Below are 19278 nucleotides of genomic sequence, written 5' to 3'. Positions count from 1 at the left end.
AATGAACAGTAGAGAAAAACTGCATTATGTCATTTTTGATATAAGTATATAACTAAAAATGCATAGGTTATTCAACTTTTTTCCTTTACACTATTTTTAAACCATAAAGTAAACGCTTTCAATAATGGGTTGGGGAGGAATTAATATGATAATCTTCGGTGTAGCGCTGCTGTCTATTTGCATGTTGATAGGGGTAATTGTAGGGGACGCATTAGGAGGGCTGATGGGAGTAGAAGCCAACGTTGGAGGAGTAGGGGTATCCATGCTTCTTCTTGTACTAGCGGTGGATTATTTAAAGAAGAAAAATAAGCTCCAAGTAAAATCCGAAGAAGGCATTGCTTTTTGGGGAGGAATTTATATTCCTATCGTGGTAGCGATGTCTGCACAGCAAAATGTTGTAGCTGCTCTTGATGGAGGAGGCATGGCGATTCTTGCAGGGGTGGTAGTAGTCGTAGTAGGCTTTTTATCCATACCATTTATCAGCAGAATAGGAGAGAAAGCGAAGGTGAAGGAACAAGAAATAGAGCTTTCTATTTTACCTAAGGAGCAGATAAAATGATGAATATGATTAAAGAAGGATTAGAAAATAACGGACTGATTACGGCATTTGCTATTATTGGAATTGTCATGTATATTGCTTATTTTTTATCAGATAAATTAACAAAAGGAAGAGTTCACGGATCTGCTATTGCTATTATGTTTGGATTAATTCTTGCTTATATCGGTGGAGTGAATACAGGAGGAGAAAAAGGGATTTCTGATATACAGTTATTTTCAGGAATTGGTTTAATGGGCGGGGGGATGCTGCGAGATTTTGCCATTATTGCTACGGCGTTCGGCGCCAATTTTAGCGAAGTCAAAAAAACGGGAATCAGCGGGATTACGGCTTTGTTTTTTGGAGTTTTCTATTCCTTTGTACTAGGTGTAATTATTGCTCTTTGTTTTGGGTATAGAGATCCCGTTGCTTTGACTACAATCGGAGGAGGGGCTGTGACCTATATTGTGGGACCGGTTTCTGGAACTGCGATTGGAGCCTCTTCTGATATTATCGCGTTAAGTATAGCTGTAGGATTAATTAAATCCATTTCAGTTATGATTTTGACACCGGTATTTGCTAAGAAAATCAAATTAAACAACCCTCGTACAGCAATGATCTATGGAGGAGTTATGGGGACGACGAGCGGTGTGGCAGCTGGTTTAGCGGCGACAGATGTAAAACTTGTACCTTACGGAGCCATGACAGCTACATTTTATACAGGTCTTGGTTGCTTGCTCGTACCATCTATTCTTTTTTTACTCACAGAGATTATTTTTTAAGTGTACAAAGTGTTTTATGAATAAAAGACTGCTGTGCTCATTAAACTAAAGAAAAGGCCATACTAAATAAAAATGTTTAGTATGGCCTTTTCTTTATCATTTAGTTGAACGAAAGCTATTAACAGCCATGCCGCTTATCAGCACAACAGCAATTGTTATAAACGGAATAAATGTTCCTAGAGATGTATGGTCTGCAAAGAATGAATGTAAGTTTTTTTCATGTCCAATCATATTTCCAGCAGTATAAGCTAAAATAGCTGCTCCGCCGTAAACAAGCAGGGGAAACCGTTCCATCAAATACAAAATGAGCTTGCTTCCCCAAACAATAATAGGGACGGATACGAGTAGTCCCGTGACAACCAAGATAATATTTCCATGAGCTGCGCCTGCCACAGCTATTACATTATCTAGTCCCATTACAATATCAGCAAATACAATTGTTCTCACAGCGGCGCCTAACGTCAAACCTGCACGAATTGAAGATGCATCGTCACCTTCTGATACAAGAAGCTTAAAGGCAATGATCACTAATAAAAAACCGCCGATGAGCTGCAAGTAAGGAATAGTTAGTAAATAAACAGCTAAAATAGTAAGTACAATGCGAACGATCACAGCTAAGCCAGTCCCTAAAAAAATAGCTTTATTTCGTTGATGTTCAGGTAAATTGCGGCTTGCTAAGGCAATAACAATAGCGTTGTCTCCACCTAATACAATATCGATACCGATAATAAGAAGAATGGAGGTTATTAATTCTAAATCCAATAGTCTTCCCTCCCAATATGTAAGGATAAGTAGCTCATATTGCTTTATCTGTGTTCATTTTTAACAAAAAGCGTTCATAGGGTAAAGAGATTATGTATATAACAAAGTAAGGTGTAAGGTGGCTATGAGTTGTCAGAGTATTTTTTATTTCCTTTCTTTCGCATTTTGTCATAAAATAGATATACAAGGTTCACTCAAATAGTGTATGCTTGTATATCCCAAGTTAGAATGCTTTACAAAGTGAGAAAGTACATGTAATATTGCTTTAACACGGGGGTAAAATAGTCCCTTCATCGTTTAGGGGTAATGTTCGAAATGGCCGGATTACCTTCACTGATTTTTCCGAAGGGAGAGATGATAATGGAAATCGAACGCATTAATGAAAACACAGTAAAATTCTTTGTCACTTACGTAGATATTGAAGAACGTGGATTTGATCGCAATGAAATTTGGTTTAGCCGTGAGCGCAGTGAAGAGCTATTCTGGGAGATGATGGACGAAATTCATCAAGAAGAAGAGTTTGTAGCAGAAGGTCCTCTTTGGATTCAAGTACATGCGCTTGAGAAGGGGCTAGAGGTTATCGTAACAAGAGCACAAGTTTCAAAAGACGGTCAAAAGTTCGAAGTACCTGTTGGTGAAAATGATAAAATCGATATCCCTGTAGATGGAAAAATTGAAGCGTTGCTTGATCATCAAGCGAATCAAAATAAAAAAGCTGATTTTGAAGAAGAAATTATAGAAGACGAAGGGCTACAGTTCGTCGCACGCTTTCAAGACTTAGAACATTTAATTTCCTTAAGTCACCATTTAGAGTTAGATGATATCATCAACAGCATGTACGTGTTTGAAGGGAAATATTATTTATACGTTGAGTTTACAGATGATGAAGACTTTGTAGCTGAAATTGATAACATTTTAAGTATCATTTTAGAATATGCAAATGAATCAAATGTAACAGTTCATCGTTTAATGGAATATGGAAAAGAATTAATCAGTGAAAATGCACTTGAACAAGTAAAACAGTATTTTCCTTTACGATAATAGCAGCCGATTTCATGTATATGAAATCGGTCTTTGTTTTGTCCTCTTTTTTGGAAAAGCTCTCCGCTCATATCGAACAGTATAGGTAGAAAAAGCAGGCGGCTGGTTCCTACACGGGAAAGTGTAGTGTTAAAATACCAAGTTTGAGGATAATAACAGTATAGAGACCTGTTATGAATGATGAAAGATTGGTTTTAGGATAGGTGAAAACAAGTTGAAAAATAGATTACAGCTTTTAATTTTTGTTGTTGGTATTATTGCCTTGCTTTATTTTACAAAAGGGTATTGGGACGGTAAATTTATTGGCGTGCTAAGTATCTTAATTACGATTAGTGTTGTTTTCATCGGTCTTGTTATTTCATTAGAAAACCGTCATCCAACTCAAACGCTAACGTGGCTCGTAGTATTAGGCGGTTTTCCAGTAATAGGGTTCTTTTTTTATTTGTTATTTGGACGCAATACGCGAAAACGGCGTTTATTTGCTAAAAAAGCAAAGCTGGATGAACAGGTGCTTTTAAAGATGGAAAGAGATTCTGGTATATTAGAAAATCACTTTGAACAGTTGGGCACCAGTAGGAAGCAAATGCTGAAACTAGCCGTGAGGCTTGGCAAGAGTCCCATTTCTTTTTCTTCAGATACGCGCGCATTGACGAATGGAAAAGAGACATTTCACGAAATTATGGAATCTTTAAAGCATGCAAGGCATCATATCCATTTAGAGTATTACATCGTACGACATGATCACTTAGGAGAACAAATTAAAGATATTTTAATTCAGAAAGTACAAGAAGGAGTTTATGTACGTTTCTTGTATGATGCCGTGGGCAGTTTTCAGCTTTCACCGCATTATATTCATGAGTTAAGAAACGCGGGCGTAGAAATGATTCCGTTTTTGCCGGTGAGACTTCCATTTCTCAATAATAAAATCAACTTCCGTAATCATCGTAAAATTGTAGTCATTGATGGAACAATTGGATTTGTAGGAGGTTTGAACATTGGTGATGAATATCTCGGAAAAAGTCGGCATTTTGGCTTTTGGAGAGATACTCATTTGATGGTGAAGGGTGAGGCAGTCCGTTCATTACAGCTTATTTTCTTGCAAGACTGGTATTATATGACAGGACAGACGATGCTTACTCAAACGTATCTATCGCCGGATTTAATTGACATTGATATGGAAAAGTGCGGCGGTGTTCAAATGATTGCCGGCGGACCAGACCGTGAGTGGGAAATTATTAAACACTTATTTTTTTCGATGATTACGTCTGCGAAAGAGTCCATTTGGATTGCTTCTCCTTACTTCATACCTGATGAAGATATTTTTACTTCTCTCAAAGTAGCTGCTTTAAGCGGTATAGATGTAAGGCTTCTTGTACCTCAGAAGCCCGATAAAAAAATTGTTTTTCATGCATCACGCTCTTATTTTCCTGAGCTGCTAGAAGCAGGTGTGAAAATTTACGAGTATAAAAAAGGATTTATGCACAGCAAGATTGTGATTGTTGATAGAGAAATTGCCTCTATTGGAACAGCTAACATGGATATGAGAAGCTTTCATCTGAATTTTGAAGTAAATGCTTTTTTATATCGCACAGCTAGTACCCAAAAGCTCGTATATGAATATATGCAAGATTTAGAAGAAACGAGTGAGCTTCACTTTAAAGACTTTGAAAAGCGGCCATTTATACAGCGGCTGTTTGAATCAACAGCTCGTTTGCTTTCACCGCTATTATAATCGCTGTAAACCACATTGCGTATGCTGCAATGTGGTTTTTTTCTGAAAGAAAAGGGTTTAGTAGAAAGGTGTCGAATACAAGGATATAGCTCGCTACTATAGGAAGGAGAAATGTACGATTGTTAGTTGCCCGAACAGAAGAAGGCCTCATTTCACTAGCTCAGCGCTTTTCGCTTGAACAGCTTAAGCTGTGGAAAAAAGAAAAGCAGTTCTACTGTCCCTCTTGTCAATCCCCTGTACAGTTAAAGGTAGGTACAAAAAAAATCCCTCATTTTGCTCACCTGAAAAAAACGTGCGTCGCTCAGCATGAAGGTGAAACAGATTATCATCTTGACGGAAAGCGAAAGCTGTTTCACTGGTTTAGTTCTCATCTTGAAGTCGAGTTAGAAAGTTACCTTCCTGACATTATGCAGCGTCCAGATCTTCTTATAGATACCCCTTCGCAAAAATATGCAATCGAATTTCAATGTGCGTCCTTATCTTCCTCAGTGCTAACCAAACGTTCTATTCATTATGAGAAAGGAAATTATATGCCTCTTTGGATTATGGGGGCAAAAAGAATGAAACGCTTATCCACTTATATGTATCAACTTTCTTTTCAAGAGTGGCAGTTTCTCACTCTTTCCGATTATACGCCCACACTTCTTTATTTTTCACCTTCTACTAATCAGCTGTTGAAACTTGAACATCTTATGCCTTTTTCATCTCAAATTTGTTATGCACAGCTTGTCGTGCTCTCTCCTCACGAGCATACCTTTCATGATCTTTTTTCTACACATACACAGCCTCAATTTTTCTCTTCATGGGTAAAGAAAAAGAAGGCATGGAGAACGCATTATATCCTCTATCCTAATCAGAAGCTTCAGCCTTTTTTACACGCTCTTTATGAAAACAATATTCCTCCTTCTCATATTCCAGCAGAAGCGGGCATGCCGCTGCCTTCTTTATACATGATTGAAACGTCTGCTACTATATGGCAAACGTGGCTGCTTCTTGATTTAATGCAGCAGAAGCAGCTAGGGGATTTAGTTACAGAAAAAGAGTTATGCAGGCTATGGCTCTACAGAATTCATCAGAGGCATATTGTGTTTCGGTCTTTGCCGATGGCCCCTGTTGTTGTGGAACAGCCCTTGTTTGAGTATATAGAGGTATTATGCCGGTTAGGGATACTAACGTCTATAACTTCTGGGTTATACAAAATCAGAAGACCTTATACGATTCCAAAGCAAACATCCGATGCTTTTTTAGAAGATGGACAGATGATGAAAAAGTGGTTAAATCAAGCAAAAGAAGTGACATAACCACTGAAAATCAGTACGCTTAAGAAAGAATCCTTTTTTCAAAAGCGTACTGACTTTTGATTAATTCTTTTAAAACAACATACAATAACGAAAGAAATAAAAAGGATTCGCCTTAGAAAAAGCGAACAGTTATAGACAGGTAGAAAAAGATGGAGGGATGACCATGAGTGAACAATCAAAAGTAAAAAAGTTACCAAGTAGAAGCGAGATAAAAGTAGAAGATACGTGGAAACTAGAGGATATTTTTGCTTCAGATGACGCATGGGAAAAAGAATTTGAAGAAGTAAAAGCTCTTATTCCAAAAATGGAAAAATTCAAAGGGAAACTTGGAGAGTCCGCTCAAACTTTATACGACGCTCTTCAAGAGCAAGATGAGCTCACAATGCGCGTTAGTAAACTTTATACATATGCTCATATGCGCTACGATCAAGATACCACTAATTCTTTTTATCAAGGATTAAATGATCGTATCAAAACACTTTATACTCAAATTGCAAGTGCACTATCTTATGTAACACCAGAAATTTTGTCTATTGAAGAATCAAAAATTAAACAATACATGGCGGAACATAAAGAGCTAAAGTTATATGCTCATGCATTAGATGAAATTACTCGCGAGCGTCCGCACATTTTATCAGAAAGCGAAGAAGCGCTTCTCGCTCAGGCTTCTGAAGTATTAGGATCTTCAAGCAACACGTTTGGAATGTTAAACAACGCGGACTTAGAATTTCCTTCTATTAAAGACGAAAATGGAGAAGAAGTAGAAATTACGCACGGACGATATATTCGTTTTTTAGAAAGCAGCGATCGCCGCGTACGAGAAGAAGCGTTTAAAGCGGTGTACGAAACGTACGGTAAGTTTAAAAATACGTTTGCAAGTACATTAAGCGGCACGGTGAAGAAAGATAATTTTAGCGCCCGCGTTCGTCACTATAATTCAGCTCGTCACTCAGCTCTTAGCACAAATAATATCCCAGAAGAAGTATACGATAACTTAGTTAAAACAGTGAACGATAATTTGCATTTATTGCATCGATATATTGATTTACGTAAGAAAGTATTGGGAATTGAAGAGCTTCATATGTATGATCTCTATACGCCTTTAGTAAAAGACGTAAAAATGGAAGTAACGTATGAAGAAGCAAAAGATTATATTTTAAAAGGTCTGAAACCACTAGGTGAAGGCTACCTTAATGTGTTAAAAGAAGGATTTGAAAATCGTTGGGTAGATGTTCATGAGAACAAAGGCAAGCGAAGCGGTGCTTATTCTTCAGGAACGTACGGCACCAATCCTTATATCTTAATGAACTGGCAGGATAATGTAAATAACTTGTTTACACTAGCCCATGAATTTGGCCATTCTGTACACAGTTATTACACAAGAAAAACGCAGCCATATCCTTATGGAGATTATTCAATCTTTGTGGCAGAAGTAGCTTCCACGTGTAATGAAGCGCTTCTAAACGATTATTTACTAAAAACGATTGATGATGAAAAGCAGCGTTTGTACTTGCTTAACCATTATTTAGAAGGGTTTCGCGGTACGGTATTCCGTCAAACGATGTTTGCTGAATTTGAGCACGATGTGCACGTGCGTGCTCAAAACGGAGAGCCGCTTACACCTGAATTATTAACAAAATTATATTATGACTTAAATAAAAAATATTTTGGAGACAACTTAGTAATTGACGAAGAGATTGGGTTAGAATGGGCTCGTATTCCGCATTTCTACTACAATTACTACGTTTATCAATATGCTACAGGATTCAGTGCAGCAGCGGCATTAAGCAAGCAAATCCTTGAAGAAGGAGATGCAGCTGTTGAGCGCTATGTAGGTTTCTTAAAGTCAGGAAGCTCTGATTATCCAATTGAAGTGTTGAAAAAAGCAGGAGTGGACATGACAACATCTCAGCCTATCGAAGAAGCGCTAGCCGTATTTGAAGAGAAATTAACGGAAATGGAACGTTTATTAAATCAATAAAAATTAAAATGAAGCAGGAGCTGTATCCTGCTTCATTTTTTAAATCCCCGAAATTTGTTGTGATTGTTAAGCAATGTAAAAATAATAAGAATAGCTAAAAATAAGAGAGGGCCTGCGATAATGAGAGGAACAAGCTGCATAAGAGATAAAATATAGAATAAAAAAGAAAACAAAAGAATCACAACCCCTAGAGTAATTCCAGCAATTTTCATAGTTAACACCTCTATTAAAAGCATAATTGGTTGTACTATATGAGTGAATCTGGCTGTTTATGAAGTTTTTTTATAAAAAAGTGAATAAAATTGAAAAAAGGGGTTGCCAAAAGTCGACATAATTTGCTATAGTATTAATCGTGAAGTTTATCACAAAACAAACATATACCCCTTTGTTTGACCGTGAAAAATTTCTCCCATCCCCTTGTTGTCTTAAGACAAACGAAAAGACTTGGCGAAAGCCAAGTCTTTTTTGTGTAGTTGATGCTTAGGATAAGCATCAACATTTAATAATTAACAGCTCTTTTCAGTACTTCTCCAAAAGGTTCCATATTTGACAGGAACTCTTTCAACAACCTGCTGAAGCTGAAGTTTTTTCAATTCTTTTTCAGCCTCTTCTAATGATAAACCATACACAACTGCAACTTCTTTTGAAGCAACAAATTGAAAATAGCTTAAAAATGAACGAAGAGGCGGAAGACAAGCTGGATCTGGGTCAATTTCTAACATCTCTTTAATGATGTGTACATATGTTTCGTACGAATAGTATCCTGATATCTTAATGCCTTCTTCTTCAACTTTTTCGTTAAAGAACACAAGAGTTGGAATCTCATCGACATCCATTTCCGATGTGATTTTTAAATCACATTGAAAAGCCTTCGCAGCGTAATCTGAATGCAAATCTTTTACAAATTCATTAACATCTAGCCCCACATGTTTTGCACATTGTATTAAGACAGATTCTTCTGTAACATTTTGTTTTTCTAAAAATACTACTTCTTGAAGTCTTCTCAAAAAGCGAATGCCCTGTTTCTTTCCTTGCAGCCCGGCCGCTTTAATTGCAATTGATGCAGCGTAAGGAGTATCGATGGGGTTTTCAAGCCACAGGTTGCCGTCACATGACATGCCGGAGCGGCTTCCAGTTTTCTCCCACGATTTTGCAATATGTTCAAATCTCTGCTGTGCTCCAATATTTAATTGCTGCAAGTTTCCGCCAAGCACATGCTTGAGGGATAACAGCTGACCATATTCTATTTGTAACTTCTTTAGAATAGGCTCGAGTGCCCAGCACTCTGGACAAAGAGGGTCAACAAATACATAGATTTCAAGCGGTTTTTTATTTGAACCTTGACAAAGCTGATGCAAGGATGGGTATTGGCTGTTTAGATTACTCAATGTGAAAATCCTTTCTCATCTGTCTGTTCCGGTGAATTAATCATGTGTTGGGCAGTTAAAATAAGACGATGATAAAGTTCATCTCTCTCAGGGCCTTCTAAATTAATTTCGTCCATTGCTTCATGCATACACGTCAGCCAGGCTTTGGCTCTTGACGGTGTAATTTCAAAAGGAAGATGCCTAGCTCTCAGCATAGGATGACCATGCTCTTCAGTGTATAGCGAAGGCCCTCCTAAATATTGTGTCAGAAATTGCTTTTGCTTTCGTGCTGTTTCTGTTAAATCATCAGGAAAAATTGGCGCGAGCTCAGGATGTTGTCCAACGCGTGTATAAAAAGCATCAACAAGTTTTGAAATCGTATGTTCACCGCCTAATAATTCGTAAGGGGAGTGGATTTTTTCTCTCATGTTGATAACTCCTTTGTTATAAGAAATATACGTCTTAACTCTTTGGTGTTTTTTACTTTCCTTAATTTTAGCAGTGTCATTTCGTTAACTCAAACTATCCGCTTACTTCTTCTACTGGAAAAGAGATAAAGTGGAATTTTACATAAGAAAAGTCTATGATGCTGTGGCGAATCACTTAGTATGAGAAACAAAGGAATCCTTTCACAAACGTTTCCTTCTATTTATATAGTGTAACCTCGACAAACTACAGTCATTCCATGGTCGAGTCGCGAATGATTGGACTCTTTTACACGAGATAAGAAGACATAATTTTATTTACATATTTTTGCGTTTCTTGAAAAGGAGGTACTCCGCCGTATTTATCGACATTACCTGGTCCAGCATTGTAGGCTGCCAACGCTAATTTCACGTTTCCGTCGTATTTATCTAACATTTGTCGAAGATATTTGGCTCCTCCAAATACATTTTGCTTGGAGTCATACGGATCTTCTACACCAAGAGCTTTAGCGGTTGCTGGCATTAGCTGCATAAGCCCAGCCGCTCCGACAGAACTTTTGGCAGAGGGATTAAAATTGGACTCTTGTTTAATAACAGAACGAATAAGTTTAGGATCCAGCTGGTAGCGTGCAGCTGCTTCATTAATTATCGTTTGTACATCATGAGAACTGGCCTTTGCCGTTTCGTTTTTTTGTGCAGGTAAGGCAGCAGTTGAAGCGGCTGCCTTATCTGAAGAAGAAACAGATGGCTGGGATTGCGTTTGAACCGCTGTAGCTGGAAACATCTGCGCTGCCTCCAAGTAAAGGTTGGCACTCATTTGAGGCTCTTGATTGACGTAGTCTTGAAAAAGCTGAGCAAATACAGAGAGTAAAGTTGTACCAAGCATCACGTTAGCTGTTGGCAGCTGGTTGTTAACTGAAAATGGCTGAGTTCCAGGAAATTGAACGGAAGACATGTAATGGTTAATATTCATGCTCATGAATTTATTCTCCATCCATTAACGTATACTTTCGCTTGTAAAACCGTCGAATTTTGTTTTCCGTTGGTTTCTTTTTAATATCAAGCTCCGTAAGCAATTGCTCAAAATATTTTGCCCCTTCATTGGCATCGGTTACTTCGTATTCGAGTTCATAGTCCTCAGCACCTAGATAAAAGCTATGATCGAGTACAAGTAACCCGTTCTTATATGGAATTTCTGCTCGACTTGTACGCAAAGTGCCAAAATAAGTTAGCGCATGGCTATCGACTTGTAAATCAGTAATAAGCTGTTGAATTGTTGACGGAATCTTGGCGCTGCCATCTAGCAATTCTTTAGCTTGTTCATTTGTTAATGCTTCATGTGTTTCTAAAAGGCCCTCTTGATGAGGCTGTTTTAGCGTGAGAACGGATTTATTTTTTTTGCTTCGAATTCGCAGGGCAGCTCCGCAGTCTTTCAATGAGAAAGCAGGTGTATCAAAATAGTGGTTTTCTTGAGAAATAAACTGATTTTCAGTTAATTGAAAATGTGAGCGGAGACGATCAAACTCTTCTTTCGTTACTATATTTTTAAATTCAATTTCAATTTCTTGTTTCAATGAAATCATCCTTTTAATTTAGGTCTTTTGGTAAGGCACTTTCCATCTTAATTTATCACACTTTTTGAGACAGTAAAACTACATTTCCTAACAGGAATATCCATATGGGGAACTTGGAAAATGAAGAAATACGGATTGTTTAGGTTTTACCTTTATTAAACGTTCCTGGAATGTGTTAAAATAGTAACGAATTGTATAGTTGGAAGGAGTTTATTTATGCACAATCGAATTGACATCACTACCTGTGTGATGAAATCAAATGAATTACATTTAAAAGCAGACCCTATTGAGACGGAAATTGAACAATTGGAAGATACAAAACAAATGCTTGTTGACTCAGATAACATGTCATTTGTATATGTTGTAGATATTAATGATCAATTTATGTATGTTGGCCTTAGTGATAATATTTGGGCGAATTTAAAGCACGTCTTACATAAAGATATGAAAGTATTTTTAGAAATTAATAAGGAAGTAATTGAGCTATCAGCCGTTAAAGAAGAGCTGTCTTATCTCATCAGTAACATCGAAGGAAATGTGAATTATGGAGACGAGATGGTAGCAAGAGTAGAGGAAGTTTTTTTAGATAAAGAAAATAAGTAACAGAGAGAAAAAAGGGGGGTGTTATTAATGATCAGGCATTGGGATTTATTTTTAGCACCGTATAAACAAGCCGTTGAAGAACTTAAGGTGAAATTAAAAGGAATTCGTTCACAGTATGATATGAAGTCTACGCATTCACCTATTGAATTCGTGACGGGACGAGTAAAGCCTATCGCCAGTATTTTGGATAAAGCGACTCGAAAAGGAATTTCTCTCGATCGCTTAGAGGAAGAGATGCAGGACATTGCAGGACTCCGTATGATGTGTCAATTTACGGACGATATTAAAGCGGTCGTAGAGCTCCTTCGTCAGCGCACAGACTTTGAATTGATTGAAGAAAGAGATTATATTCTTCATAAAAAAGAAAGCGGCTATCGTTCATATCATGTGGTCGTATGTTATCCTGTTCAGACAATTAAAGGTGAAAAGAAAATTTTAGTGGAAATTCAAATTCGTACACTGGCTATGAATTTTTGGGCTACAATTGAGCATTCTTTAAATTATAAGTACAGCGGGAAATTTCCTGAGAATATCAAAAAGCGACTTCAGCGTGCTTCTGAAGCGGCTACTCAGCTCGATGAAGAAATGTCTCAAATACGAGGTGAGATTCAAGAAGCCCAGGCTATTTTCTCACGAAAAAAAGAATCGGCGGAAGAATCTTAGGTATTACTCAGCAACAGCTTTGTACACTGGATGGATAGGGGGAGAGAATTAGGTGGAGAAAATAAAATTTGCTATTACATCAAAAGGCAACCAAATATCAAATACGCTTATGCAAAAAATGAAAACGTATTTATTAGATTTTCATTTAGAATATGATGAAAACCAGCCTGATATTGTAGTGTCAGTAGGGGGGGATGGAACGCTTCTCTACGCGTTTCACCGCTATCGAAACCGACTTGACAAGACGGCTTTTATTGGGGTTCATACCGGTCATTTAGGCTTTTACGCAGATTGGACACCTGATGAGATTGAGAAGCTGGTGATTGCTATTGCAAAGACACCCTATCAGACTGTAGAGTATCCACTGCTCGAAGTGATTATCCGCTATACGAACGGTGGACGCGAAGCTCGATATTTAGCTCTAAATGAATGTACGGTGAAAAGTGTAGAAGGCTCTTTAGTAATGGATGTGGAAATTAAAGGGCAGCGATTTGAGACATTCCGAGGAGACGGCCTTTGCGTATCCACTCCCTCGGGAAGTACAGCTTATAACAAATCCCTTGGAGGCGCGATTTTACATCCTTCGCTTCAAGCTATTCAAATTGCTGAAATGGCTTCTATTAACAATCGAGTATTCCGTACGATAGGTTCTCCATTGGTTCTTCCTGGACATCATACAGCGCTGTTAAAGCCTGTTAACGACGCAGACTTTCAAATTACCATTGATCATTTAACTCTTTTACATAAAGATGTAAAGTCGATTCAATTTCGGGTAGCAAGCGAAAAAATTCGATTTGCTCGCTTTCGCGCGTTTCCTTTCTGGCAGCGTGTCAGAGACTCTTTTGTATGTGATGATTAAAGGCAGGGAAGAGAATGAAACAAGTTTTTACGTTGAGTTGGACCGTAGATCATTCTTTCGAGGGTGTAGCGGTTCGTGAATTTTTAAAAGAACATGATATTTCCAAAGCTTCGCTGACGGACATTAAGTTCAGAGGAGGAGCGATTGAAGTAAATGGAAAGCATGCAACGGTTCGATATATTCTGCAAAAAGGTGACGAAATCAAGGTGGCGTTTCCACCAGAAAAAGCAAGTGAAAGTCTTCTTCCTAAAGCTATACCTTTGGATATTGTATACGAAGATGAGTATATATTAGTTTTGAATAAGCAGCCAAACATGCCAAGTATACCTTCTCGAGAACATCTAACGTGGTCACTAAGTAATGCTGTGCTCTATTATTATGAGAAAAATAACATTAACTCGACTGTTCATCTTGTGAACAGGTTAGACCGAGACACATCTGGGCTGCTTATTGTAGCTAAGCATAGGCACGTTCATTACTTATTCTCTAAAGCACAAAAAGAACATGAAATTAAACGCGTGTACCGAGCTTTTGTTCATGGTAAGCTTGTTGGCAAGGAAACGATAGAGGCACCGATTGGCCGAAAAGAGTCAAGTATCATCGAACGGGAAGTAAGAGAAGATGGGCAGTTTGCTATTACACACTATACGGCGCTTCGTCCGTATTCTTCTTTTACAGAAGTTGCTCTTTCGCTTGAGACGGGGAGAACTCACCAAATTCGTGTTCATATGGCTTATAAAGGATATCCACTGCTTGGAGATACCCTATATGGCGGAACGAATCATCTTATTTCTCGTCAAGCTCTCCACAGCTATGAGCTCACTTTTTTTCATCCTTTTTTACAAAAAACGTTGTCTTTTACAGCACCTTTGCCGCCAGATATGCAGAAACTTCAAATCGTAAGATAAAAGTCGCTTTTTAAATGAAAAGCGACTTTCTTTTTACACGAAGTGATTAAATTTTTCCTCTACATAAGGCATAGATGAAGGCACCGATATAATATTCCCTTCAGGATACTGAAACGCCGTTAAAGCCCCTCCAAAAACTGCGCCCGTATCAATATTAATGGTATTATGAATTTTTCTGGCTTTTACTACGGGTGTATGCCCATACACGATAAAAGGTTTTCCATTATAATGTTGGGCCCAATCCCGTCGGACAGGCATACCGTTTAGATGTTTTTCACCCGTAATGTCTCCGTATAGCACAAAGGTTTTAACTTTTTTATCTGTTCTGCCGATGTATTCAGCTTTAAGGCCGGCGTGAGCAATAATTAATTGATTTTGATCAAGCTGCACATATAGAGGTGATTGCTCATAAAGCTCAATAAACTTTTTCTTAATGAATTTCTGCTCTCTTGAAGGCAAGGCTTCGTACTCAGCAACGGTCGTTTCTAACCCATGAGTAATTTCCACTTTGTTACCGCAAAAGAAGCGATATAGCTTATTACAGTGATTGCCTGGACAGTAGTAAGCTTGCTGATGCTTGATTACAAGTGACCATACGAGCTCAATCACTTTTAGTGAATGAGGTCCTCGGTCTGTTAAATCACCTACAAATCCAAGGCGCCGTCCGTCAGAGTGGATAGGAATCCCGTCTTGCCACTCATACCCAAGTTTTTCTGTTAACGCTTTTAATTCATTATAACATCCATGGATATCGCCTATTATATCTACTTTCATCTTTTATCCACATCCTTAAAAGGTTTTTCCTTTGACGATATAAAATTACCCTTATATGGAGCAAACTATGTGTAGAACTTATATATTATTGGGAAAAGAGTAAAGAGCTATGAGTTGAAAAAAAACAAAATTCATCATAAAGTTAAATGAGTTTTGTGCGACAGGGAGGTTGAAGACATGACAGATTCAATTGAAAAAGAAGAAAAAGCATGGTTCGCCGAACATTTATTATCACTTCTAGAAAAAAATGAAATCGATGCATTTCGTGAAGAATTTTTACATATGCATACGTATGACCAAGCTCAATTTTTTGAAGAATTAGATGAGCCTTCTAGGTTTGCGCTGTACGAGATGTTATCTCCGGAAGAAATGGCGGATATCTTTGAAAATGTAGAGATACGAGAAGAAGATTATCAAGAAATTCTCTCAGAAATGCATCCCAATTTTGCAGCAGACATGCTGTCGGAAATGTCGGCGGATGATGCCGTTGACGTATTAAATGAATTGGATAAAGAACAAGTGGCGAGCTATTTAACGATTATGGATGAAGAAGCAGCCGATGAAATTAAAGAGCTGCTTCATTACGAGGAATATACCGCTGGAAGTATTATGACGACTGAGTTTGTGGCCATTCGTGAAAATCAAACCGTACATTCAGCTATGCACATTCTACGCAGGGAAGCTCCAGAAGCGGAAACGATTTATTATGTATTTGTTATTGATGAACAAAAGCATCTAGCAGGTGTTATTTCTCTTCGTGATTTAATTATAGCAGATGAAGATACGATGATAAGCGAAGTTATGAATGAACGAGTTGTATCCGTGTCAGTAGCAGAAGACCAAGAAGAAGTTGCGCGCATTATGCGCGATTACAACTTTCTTGCGCTTCCAGTTGTTGATTTTCAGCAGCATCTTCTAGGGATTATTACGGTTGATGATGTGATGGATGTTCTTGATGAAGAGGCATCGGATGACTATTCTAAATTAGCCGGTATTAGTGATGTAGATGATACGATTGACCACAATCCCTTAGTAGCGGCCAAAAAGAGGCTGCCTTGGCTGATCATTTTGCTGTTTTTAGGAATGATGACAGCGAGTTTAATTGGACGTTTTGAAGATACGTTGAATCAAGTAGCTATTTTAGCTGTATTTATACCTTTAATTGGCGGTATGGCTGGTAATACAGGAACACAGGCACTAGCCGTTGCGGTTCGCGGACTGGCGACGGGAGAAATCGAAGAAGAAAGCAAATTTAAGCTGTTAATCCGAGAAGCAGCTACCGGAATGATTACGGGCGCATCATGTGGACTTTTAGTTGTATTAATTGTTTATATTTGGCAGGGAGATCTGATTTTAGGCGCTTTGGTAGGCGTCTCTGTATTTTCAACATTGATTGTGGCTACACTAGCAGGAGCGTTTATCCCGCTTCTCATGCACAGATTCAAAATTGACCCTGCAGTCGCATCAGGACCATTTATTACAACGATCAATGATCTTATCAGTATTTTAATTTACTTCGGTCTAGCCACAACGTTTATGAGTTATTTAAAATAATGAAGGGACTTTGGAATTCGACATGAGTAATCATGTCGGATTTTCATTATCAGTTCATATAGTTGACAGAGAACCTTCAAGCTTTTATGATTAACCTTTAATTTTGAATACTAACGTCTTCGTTTTATAAATAGCGAAGGTAAAAGGAGGGGAATCTAATGGAACAGCACGCGTCCTTTACATCACTTGTTATCGTCATTAGTTTGGCCTTTTTAACGCCTATACTTTTGCATCGGTTTAAACTCAACATTATACCTGTAGTCGTAGCTGAAATTATTATGGGATTAATTATAGGGAAAAGTGGTTTTGACCTTGTGGAGCAGGATATGTGGCTTGAAACACTTTCCACTTTAGGCTTTATCTTTTTGATGTTTTTAAGTGGTTTGGAAATTGATTTTTCTGCTTTTGCTGGAGGAAATTCAAAAGACAAAAAGGCATCAGGAGCGAAGGTGCCAAATGCTTTTTCCATTTCTATACTAGTGTTTGCAGCTATCTTTGCGGTTTCACTATTTTTGTCCTATGTTTTTGTATGGACCGGTTTTATTGATAATGCCTTTTTGATGACGCTTATTATTTCTACCATTTCACTAGGAGTAGTAGTGCCGACTTTAAAAGATGCACAGATTATGAAAAAGCCAATTGGACAAACCATTTTATTGATTGCGGTTATTGCGGACTTAGTCACGATGATTTTACTAGCCGTATTTGCTTCCGTCTATGATAAATCAGGAAATAGCAATACATGGTTGATTTTAATTTTATTTGGAGTAGGAGTGATTTTATACTTCATAGGGAAGCAGTTTAAAAACCGATCGTTTCTTGAGACAATGTCTAAAGGTACAATTCAAATCGACACGCGCGCCGTATTTGCACTCATTATCATTCTAGTGGGCCTTTCGGAGTCAATTGGTGTTGAAAACATTTTAGGCGCTTTTTTAGCGGGATCACTCGTTTCTCTTCTTGCGCCTAATAAAAACTTAGTTCATAAATTAGATTCGTTTGGCTACGGTTTTTTAATTCCTATCTTTTTTGTGATGGTAGGAGTGAAGCTTGACGTTTGGTCATTGTTCAGTGATAAAAAAGTGCTGATTTTAATGCCTTTATTATTCATTGCATTATTAATATCCAAGCTAGTTCCAGCGTTAATCTTAAGAAAATGGTATGATATGAAAACCGTTTTGGCATCGGGTTTTCTTTTAACATCGACTTTATCACTCGTTATTGCGGCAGCAACGGTTGGTGAAAATATTGGTGTGATTGATTCACAAATGTCCGGTGCGCTGATTTTGGTGGCGATTATTACATGTATTATTACACCTATTATCTTTAGAAAGCTGTTTCCAAAGCCAGAAATCAGTGATAGAAAGCTGAAGGTTAATATGCTTGGTGCAAATCAATTTACACTCCCGGTTATTCGAGAAATGGATCTTGATTTATATGATGTGACGATTTATCATCCTACTCAGGACAAAATTGAAAACCGTACGTCGGATTCCATTTTTAATATCGTCGACATCGATGGATATAGTAAGGAAACGTTAAGAAGTATGGGAATTTTAGATGCGGATGTATTAGTTGTAACAACAGGGGAAGAAGAAAGAAATAGCGACATTGCTCTATTTGCAAAAGAGTATGGTACAGAACGGGTTATTGCCCGCGTAGAAAGTCCTGTCTTAGATGAAAAGATGAAAGAAAATAACATTGAAGTTTTTTCTGTGCTGTTATCTACAACGGCATTGCTAAAAGCTTTAATCGAATCGCCAAATATTTTAAATATCTTAACGAATCAAGAAACAGCACTTTATCAAATTAATATGCGTAACCCTAAATACGAGGGGGTAGAGCTTCGTAAGTTCCCGTTTACAGGAGATGTGATTTTTGTTCGAATCTTCAGAGGTAAAGATTCTATTGTACCTCATGGCGATACAGAGCTTGAATTTGATGATCGTTTGATTGTAACGGGGTCTCGTTCGTATGTGAATGAATTGCGTATGCTTCTTGAGTATAAAATTAGATAAAGGTATTTAGCTGGATTTAGTTTTCTACCTGATTGAATGAGAGGAAGAGACTGAGACAAAAGTATTTTAGCTCAAGTGAAAAACGAACCACTGATCAACATGTTTGATTAGTGGTTCGTTTTTTTTTGTTGTTTTGAAAATAAGTTTCATCTGTTTAGCTCTTTCTAGCAGTTGATTGGAGGGCAAGACGAAGACTCCTGGGGGAAAAGTGGAAGGGGTGAGACCCCGCAGGAGCGCAAGCGACGAGGAGGCTCATTGGCCGCCCGCGGAAAGCGAAGTCTTGCACGGAAATCAACGGCGGTGTAACAAGCGTTCAGCTCATGTATCCTATTTATGCGTCTTTAGATTGAATTAATTTAGTTATATCTCAACTTCTTTTGTGGTATTTTCCTAAATTAT

The 19278-nt window shown here is 37.9% G+C and carries 19 protein-coding genes; 13 read left to right on the top strand and 6 right to left on the bottom strand.

Features of this window, described 5'->3' with window-relative positions; translation table 11 throughout:
- Positions 1-145: 145 nt before the first annotated feature.
- Positions 146-559 (top strand): malonate transporter subunit MadL, encoded by a 414-nt coding sequence (madL, locus tag WKH56_RS14625; protein ID WP_028412359.1) that lies wholly within the window; start codon positions 146-148, stop codon positions 557-559.
- Positions 556-1317, top strand: a complete 762-nt coding sequence (gene madM, locus WKH56_RS14620) for a malonate transporter subunit MadM (RefSeq protein WP_028412358.1) — start codon at positions 556-558, stop codon at positions 1315-1317. Before madL ends, madM begins: the two co-directional genes overlap by 4 nt.
- A 96-nt stretch (positions 1318-1413) precedes the next feature.
- Here the strand turns inward: madM and WKH56_RS14615 are convergent, their stop codons facing one another.
- Positions 1414-2079 carry a TerC family protein gene (locus WKH56_RS14615; RefSeq protein WP_221833211.1) on the bottom strand — a complete coding sequence of 222 codons (666 nt, stop codon included), beginning with the start codon at positions 2077-2079 and terminating at the stop codon, positions 1414-1416.
- 360 nt (positions 2080-2439) lie between these two features.
- Here WKH56_RS14615 and mecA point away from each other — a divergent pair, with 360 nt between their 5' ends.
- From mecA to pepF, 4 genes are all read left to right on the top strand, one after another.
- A complete protein-coding gene (gene mecA, locus WKH56_RS14610) occupies positions 2440-3120 on the top strand; it encodes an adaptor protein MecA (protein ID WP_013055427.1) in 681 nt (226 codons plus the stop codon).
- Between the two features lie 214 nt (positions 3121-3334).
- On the top strand, positions 3335-4852 hold the full coding sequence (gene cls / locus WKH56_RS14605; RefSeq protein ID WP_025749882.1) for a cardiolipin synthase: 1518 nt from the start codon (positions 3335-3337) through the stop codon (positions 4850-4852).
- Between the two features lie 119 nt (positions 4853-4971).
- A complete protein-coding gene (locus WKH56_RS14600) occupies positions 4972-6153 on the top strand; it encodes a competence protein CoiA (RefSeq protein WP_221833209.1) in 1182 nt (393 codons plus the stop codon).
- A 163-nt stretch (positions 6154-6316) separates the two neighbouring features.
- Positions 6317-8134: an oligoendopeptidase F gene (gene pepF / locus WKH56_RS14595; protein WP_048021990.1), complete on the top strand. Its 1818-nt coding sequence runs from the start codon at positions 6317-6319 to the stop codon at positions 8132-8134.
- A 506-nt stretch (positions 8135-8640) separates the two neighbouring features.
- Here the strand turns inward: pepF and WKH56_RS14590 are convergent.
- The 4 genes from WKH56_RS14590 to WKH56_RS14575 form a co-directional block, all read right to left on the bottom strand.
- Positions 8641-9492 carry a ClpXP adapter SpxH family protein gene (locus WKH56_RS14590; RefSeq protein WP_028412354.1) on the bottom strand — a complete coding sequence of 284 codons (852 nt, stop codon included), beginning with the start codon at positions 9490-9492 and terminating at the stop codon, positions 8641-8643.
- Positions 9493-9518: 26 nt separating this feature from the next.
- Positions 9519-9929, bottom strand: a complete 411-nt coding sequence (locus WKH56_RS14585; RefSeq protein WP_013055433.1) for a globin domain-containing protein — start codon at positions 9927-9929, stop codon at positions 9519-9521.
- A gap of 286 nt (positions 9930-10215) precedes the next feature.
- Positions 10216-10905 carry a lytic transglycosylase domain-containing protein gene (locus tag WKH56_RS14580; RefSeq protein WP_063248136.1) on the bottom strand — a complete coding sequence of 230 codons (690 nt, stop codon included), beginning with the start codon at positions 10903-10905 and terminating at the stop codon, positions 10216-10218.
- Between the two features lie 4 nt (positions 10906-10909).
- Positions 10910-11500, bottom strand: a complete 591-nt coding sequence (locus tag WKH56_RS14575; protein ID WP_047751647.1) for a CYTH domain-containing protein — start codon at positions 11498-11500, stop codon at positions 10910-10912.
- Between the two features lie 216 nt (positions 11501-11716).
- On the opposite strand from WKH56_RS14575, the gene WKH56_RS14570 reads away from it, so the two are divergent.
- The 4 genes from WKH56_RS14570 (at position 11717) to WKH56_RS14555 (ending at position 14533) form a co-directional block, all read left to right on the top strand.
- Positions 11717-12103 (top strand): UPF0738 family protein, encoded by a 387-nt coding sequence (locus WKH56_RS14570; RefSeq protein WP_014461567.1) that lies wholly within the window; start codon positions 11717-11719, stop codon positions 12101-12103.
- Between the two features lie 27 nt (positions 12104-12130).
- Entirely contained in the window at positions 12131-12766 is a 636-nt protein-coding gene (yjbM, locus tag WKH56_RS14565) for a GTP diphosphokinase (protein ID WP_014461566.1), read from the top strand.
- Positions 12767-12827: 61 nt separating this feature from the next.
- Complete coding sequence (locus tag WKH56_RS14560; RefSeq protein WP_025749877.1) at positions 12828-13625, top strand: NAD kinase; 798 nt, start codon at positions 12828-12830, stop codon at positions 13623-13625.
- A 14-nt stretch (positions 13626-13639) separates the two neighbouring features.
- The gene (locus WKH56_RS14555; protein ID WP_028412351.1) at positions 13640-14533 is read left to right on the top strand and encodes an RluA family pseudouridine synthase; all 894 of its coding nucleotides are present in this window, start codon (positions 13640-13642) and stop codon (positions 14531-14533) included.
- Positions 14534-14566: 33 nt separating this feature from the next.
- Here the strand turns inward: WKH56_RS14555 and prpE are convergent, their stop codons facing one another.
- Complete coding sequence (gene prpE, locus WKH56_RS14550; protein ID WP_047751646.1) at positions 14567-15307, bottom strand: bis(5'-nucleosyl)-tetraphosphatase PrpE; 741 nt, start codon at positions 15305-15307, stop codon at positions 14567-14569.
- Positions 15308-15484: 177 nt separating this feature from the next.
- Between prpE and mgtE the strand changes: the two genes are divergently transcribed.
- The 3 genes from mgtE (at position 15485) to WKH56_RS14535 (ending at position 19185) form a co-directional block, all read left to right on the top strand.
- A complete protein-coding gene (gene mgtE, locus WKH56_RS14545) occupies positions 15485-16861 on the top strand; it encodes a magnesium transporter (RefSeq protein ID WP_014461563.1) in 1377 nt (458 codons plus the stop codon).
- A 158-nt stretch (positions 16862-17019) separates the two neighbouring features.
- Positions 17020-18879 carry a monovalent cation:proton antiporter family protein gene (locus tag WKH56_RS14540; protein ID WP_028412348.1) on the top strand — a complete coding sequence of 620 codons (1860 nt, stop codon included), beginning with the start codon at positions 17020-17022 and terminating at the stop codon, positions 18877-18879.
- A 171-nt stretch (positions 18880-19050) separates the two neighbouring features.
- Positions 19051-19185 carry a hypothetical protein gene (locus WKH56_RS14535; RefSeq protein ID WP_260505786.1) on the top strand — a complete coding sequence of 45 codons (135 nt, stop codon included), beginning with the start codon at positions 19051-19053 and terminating at the stop codon, positions 19183-19185.
- The last annotated feature ends 93 nt before the right edge of the window (positions 19186-19278 follow it).

The organism is Priestia sp. SB1, assembly GCF_038898415.1.
This window is presented reverse-complemented; position numbering and strand designations above follow the sequence as displayed.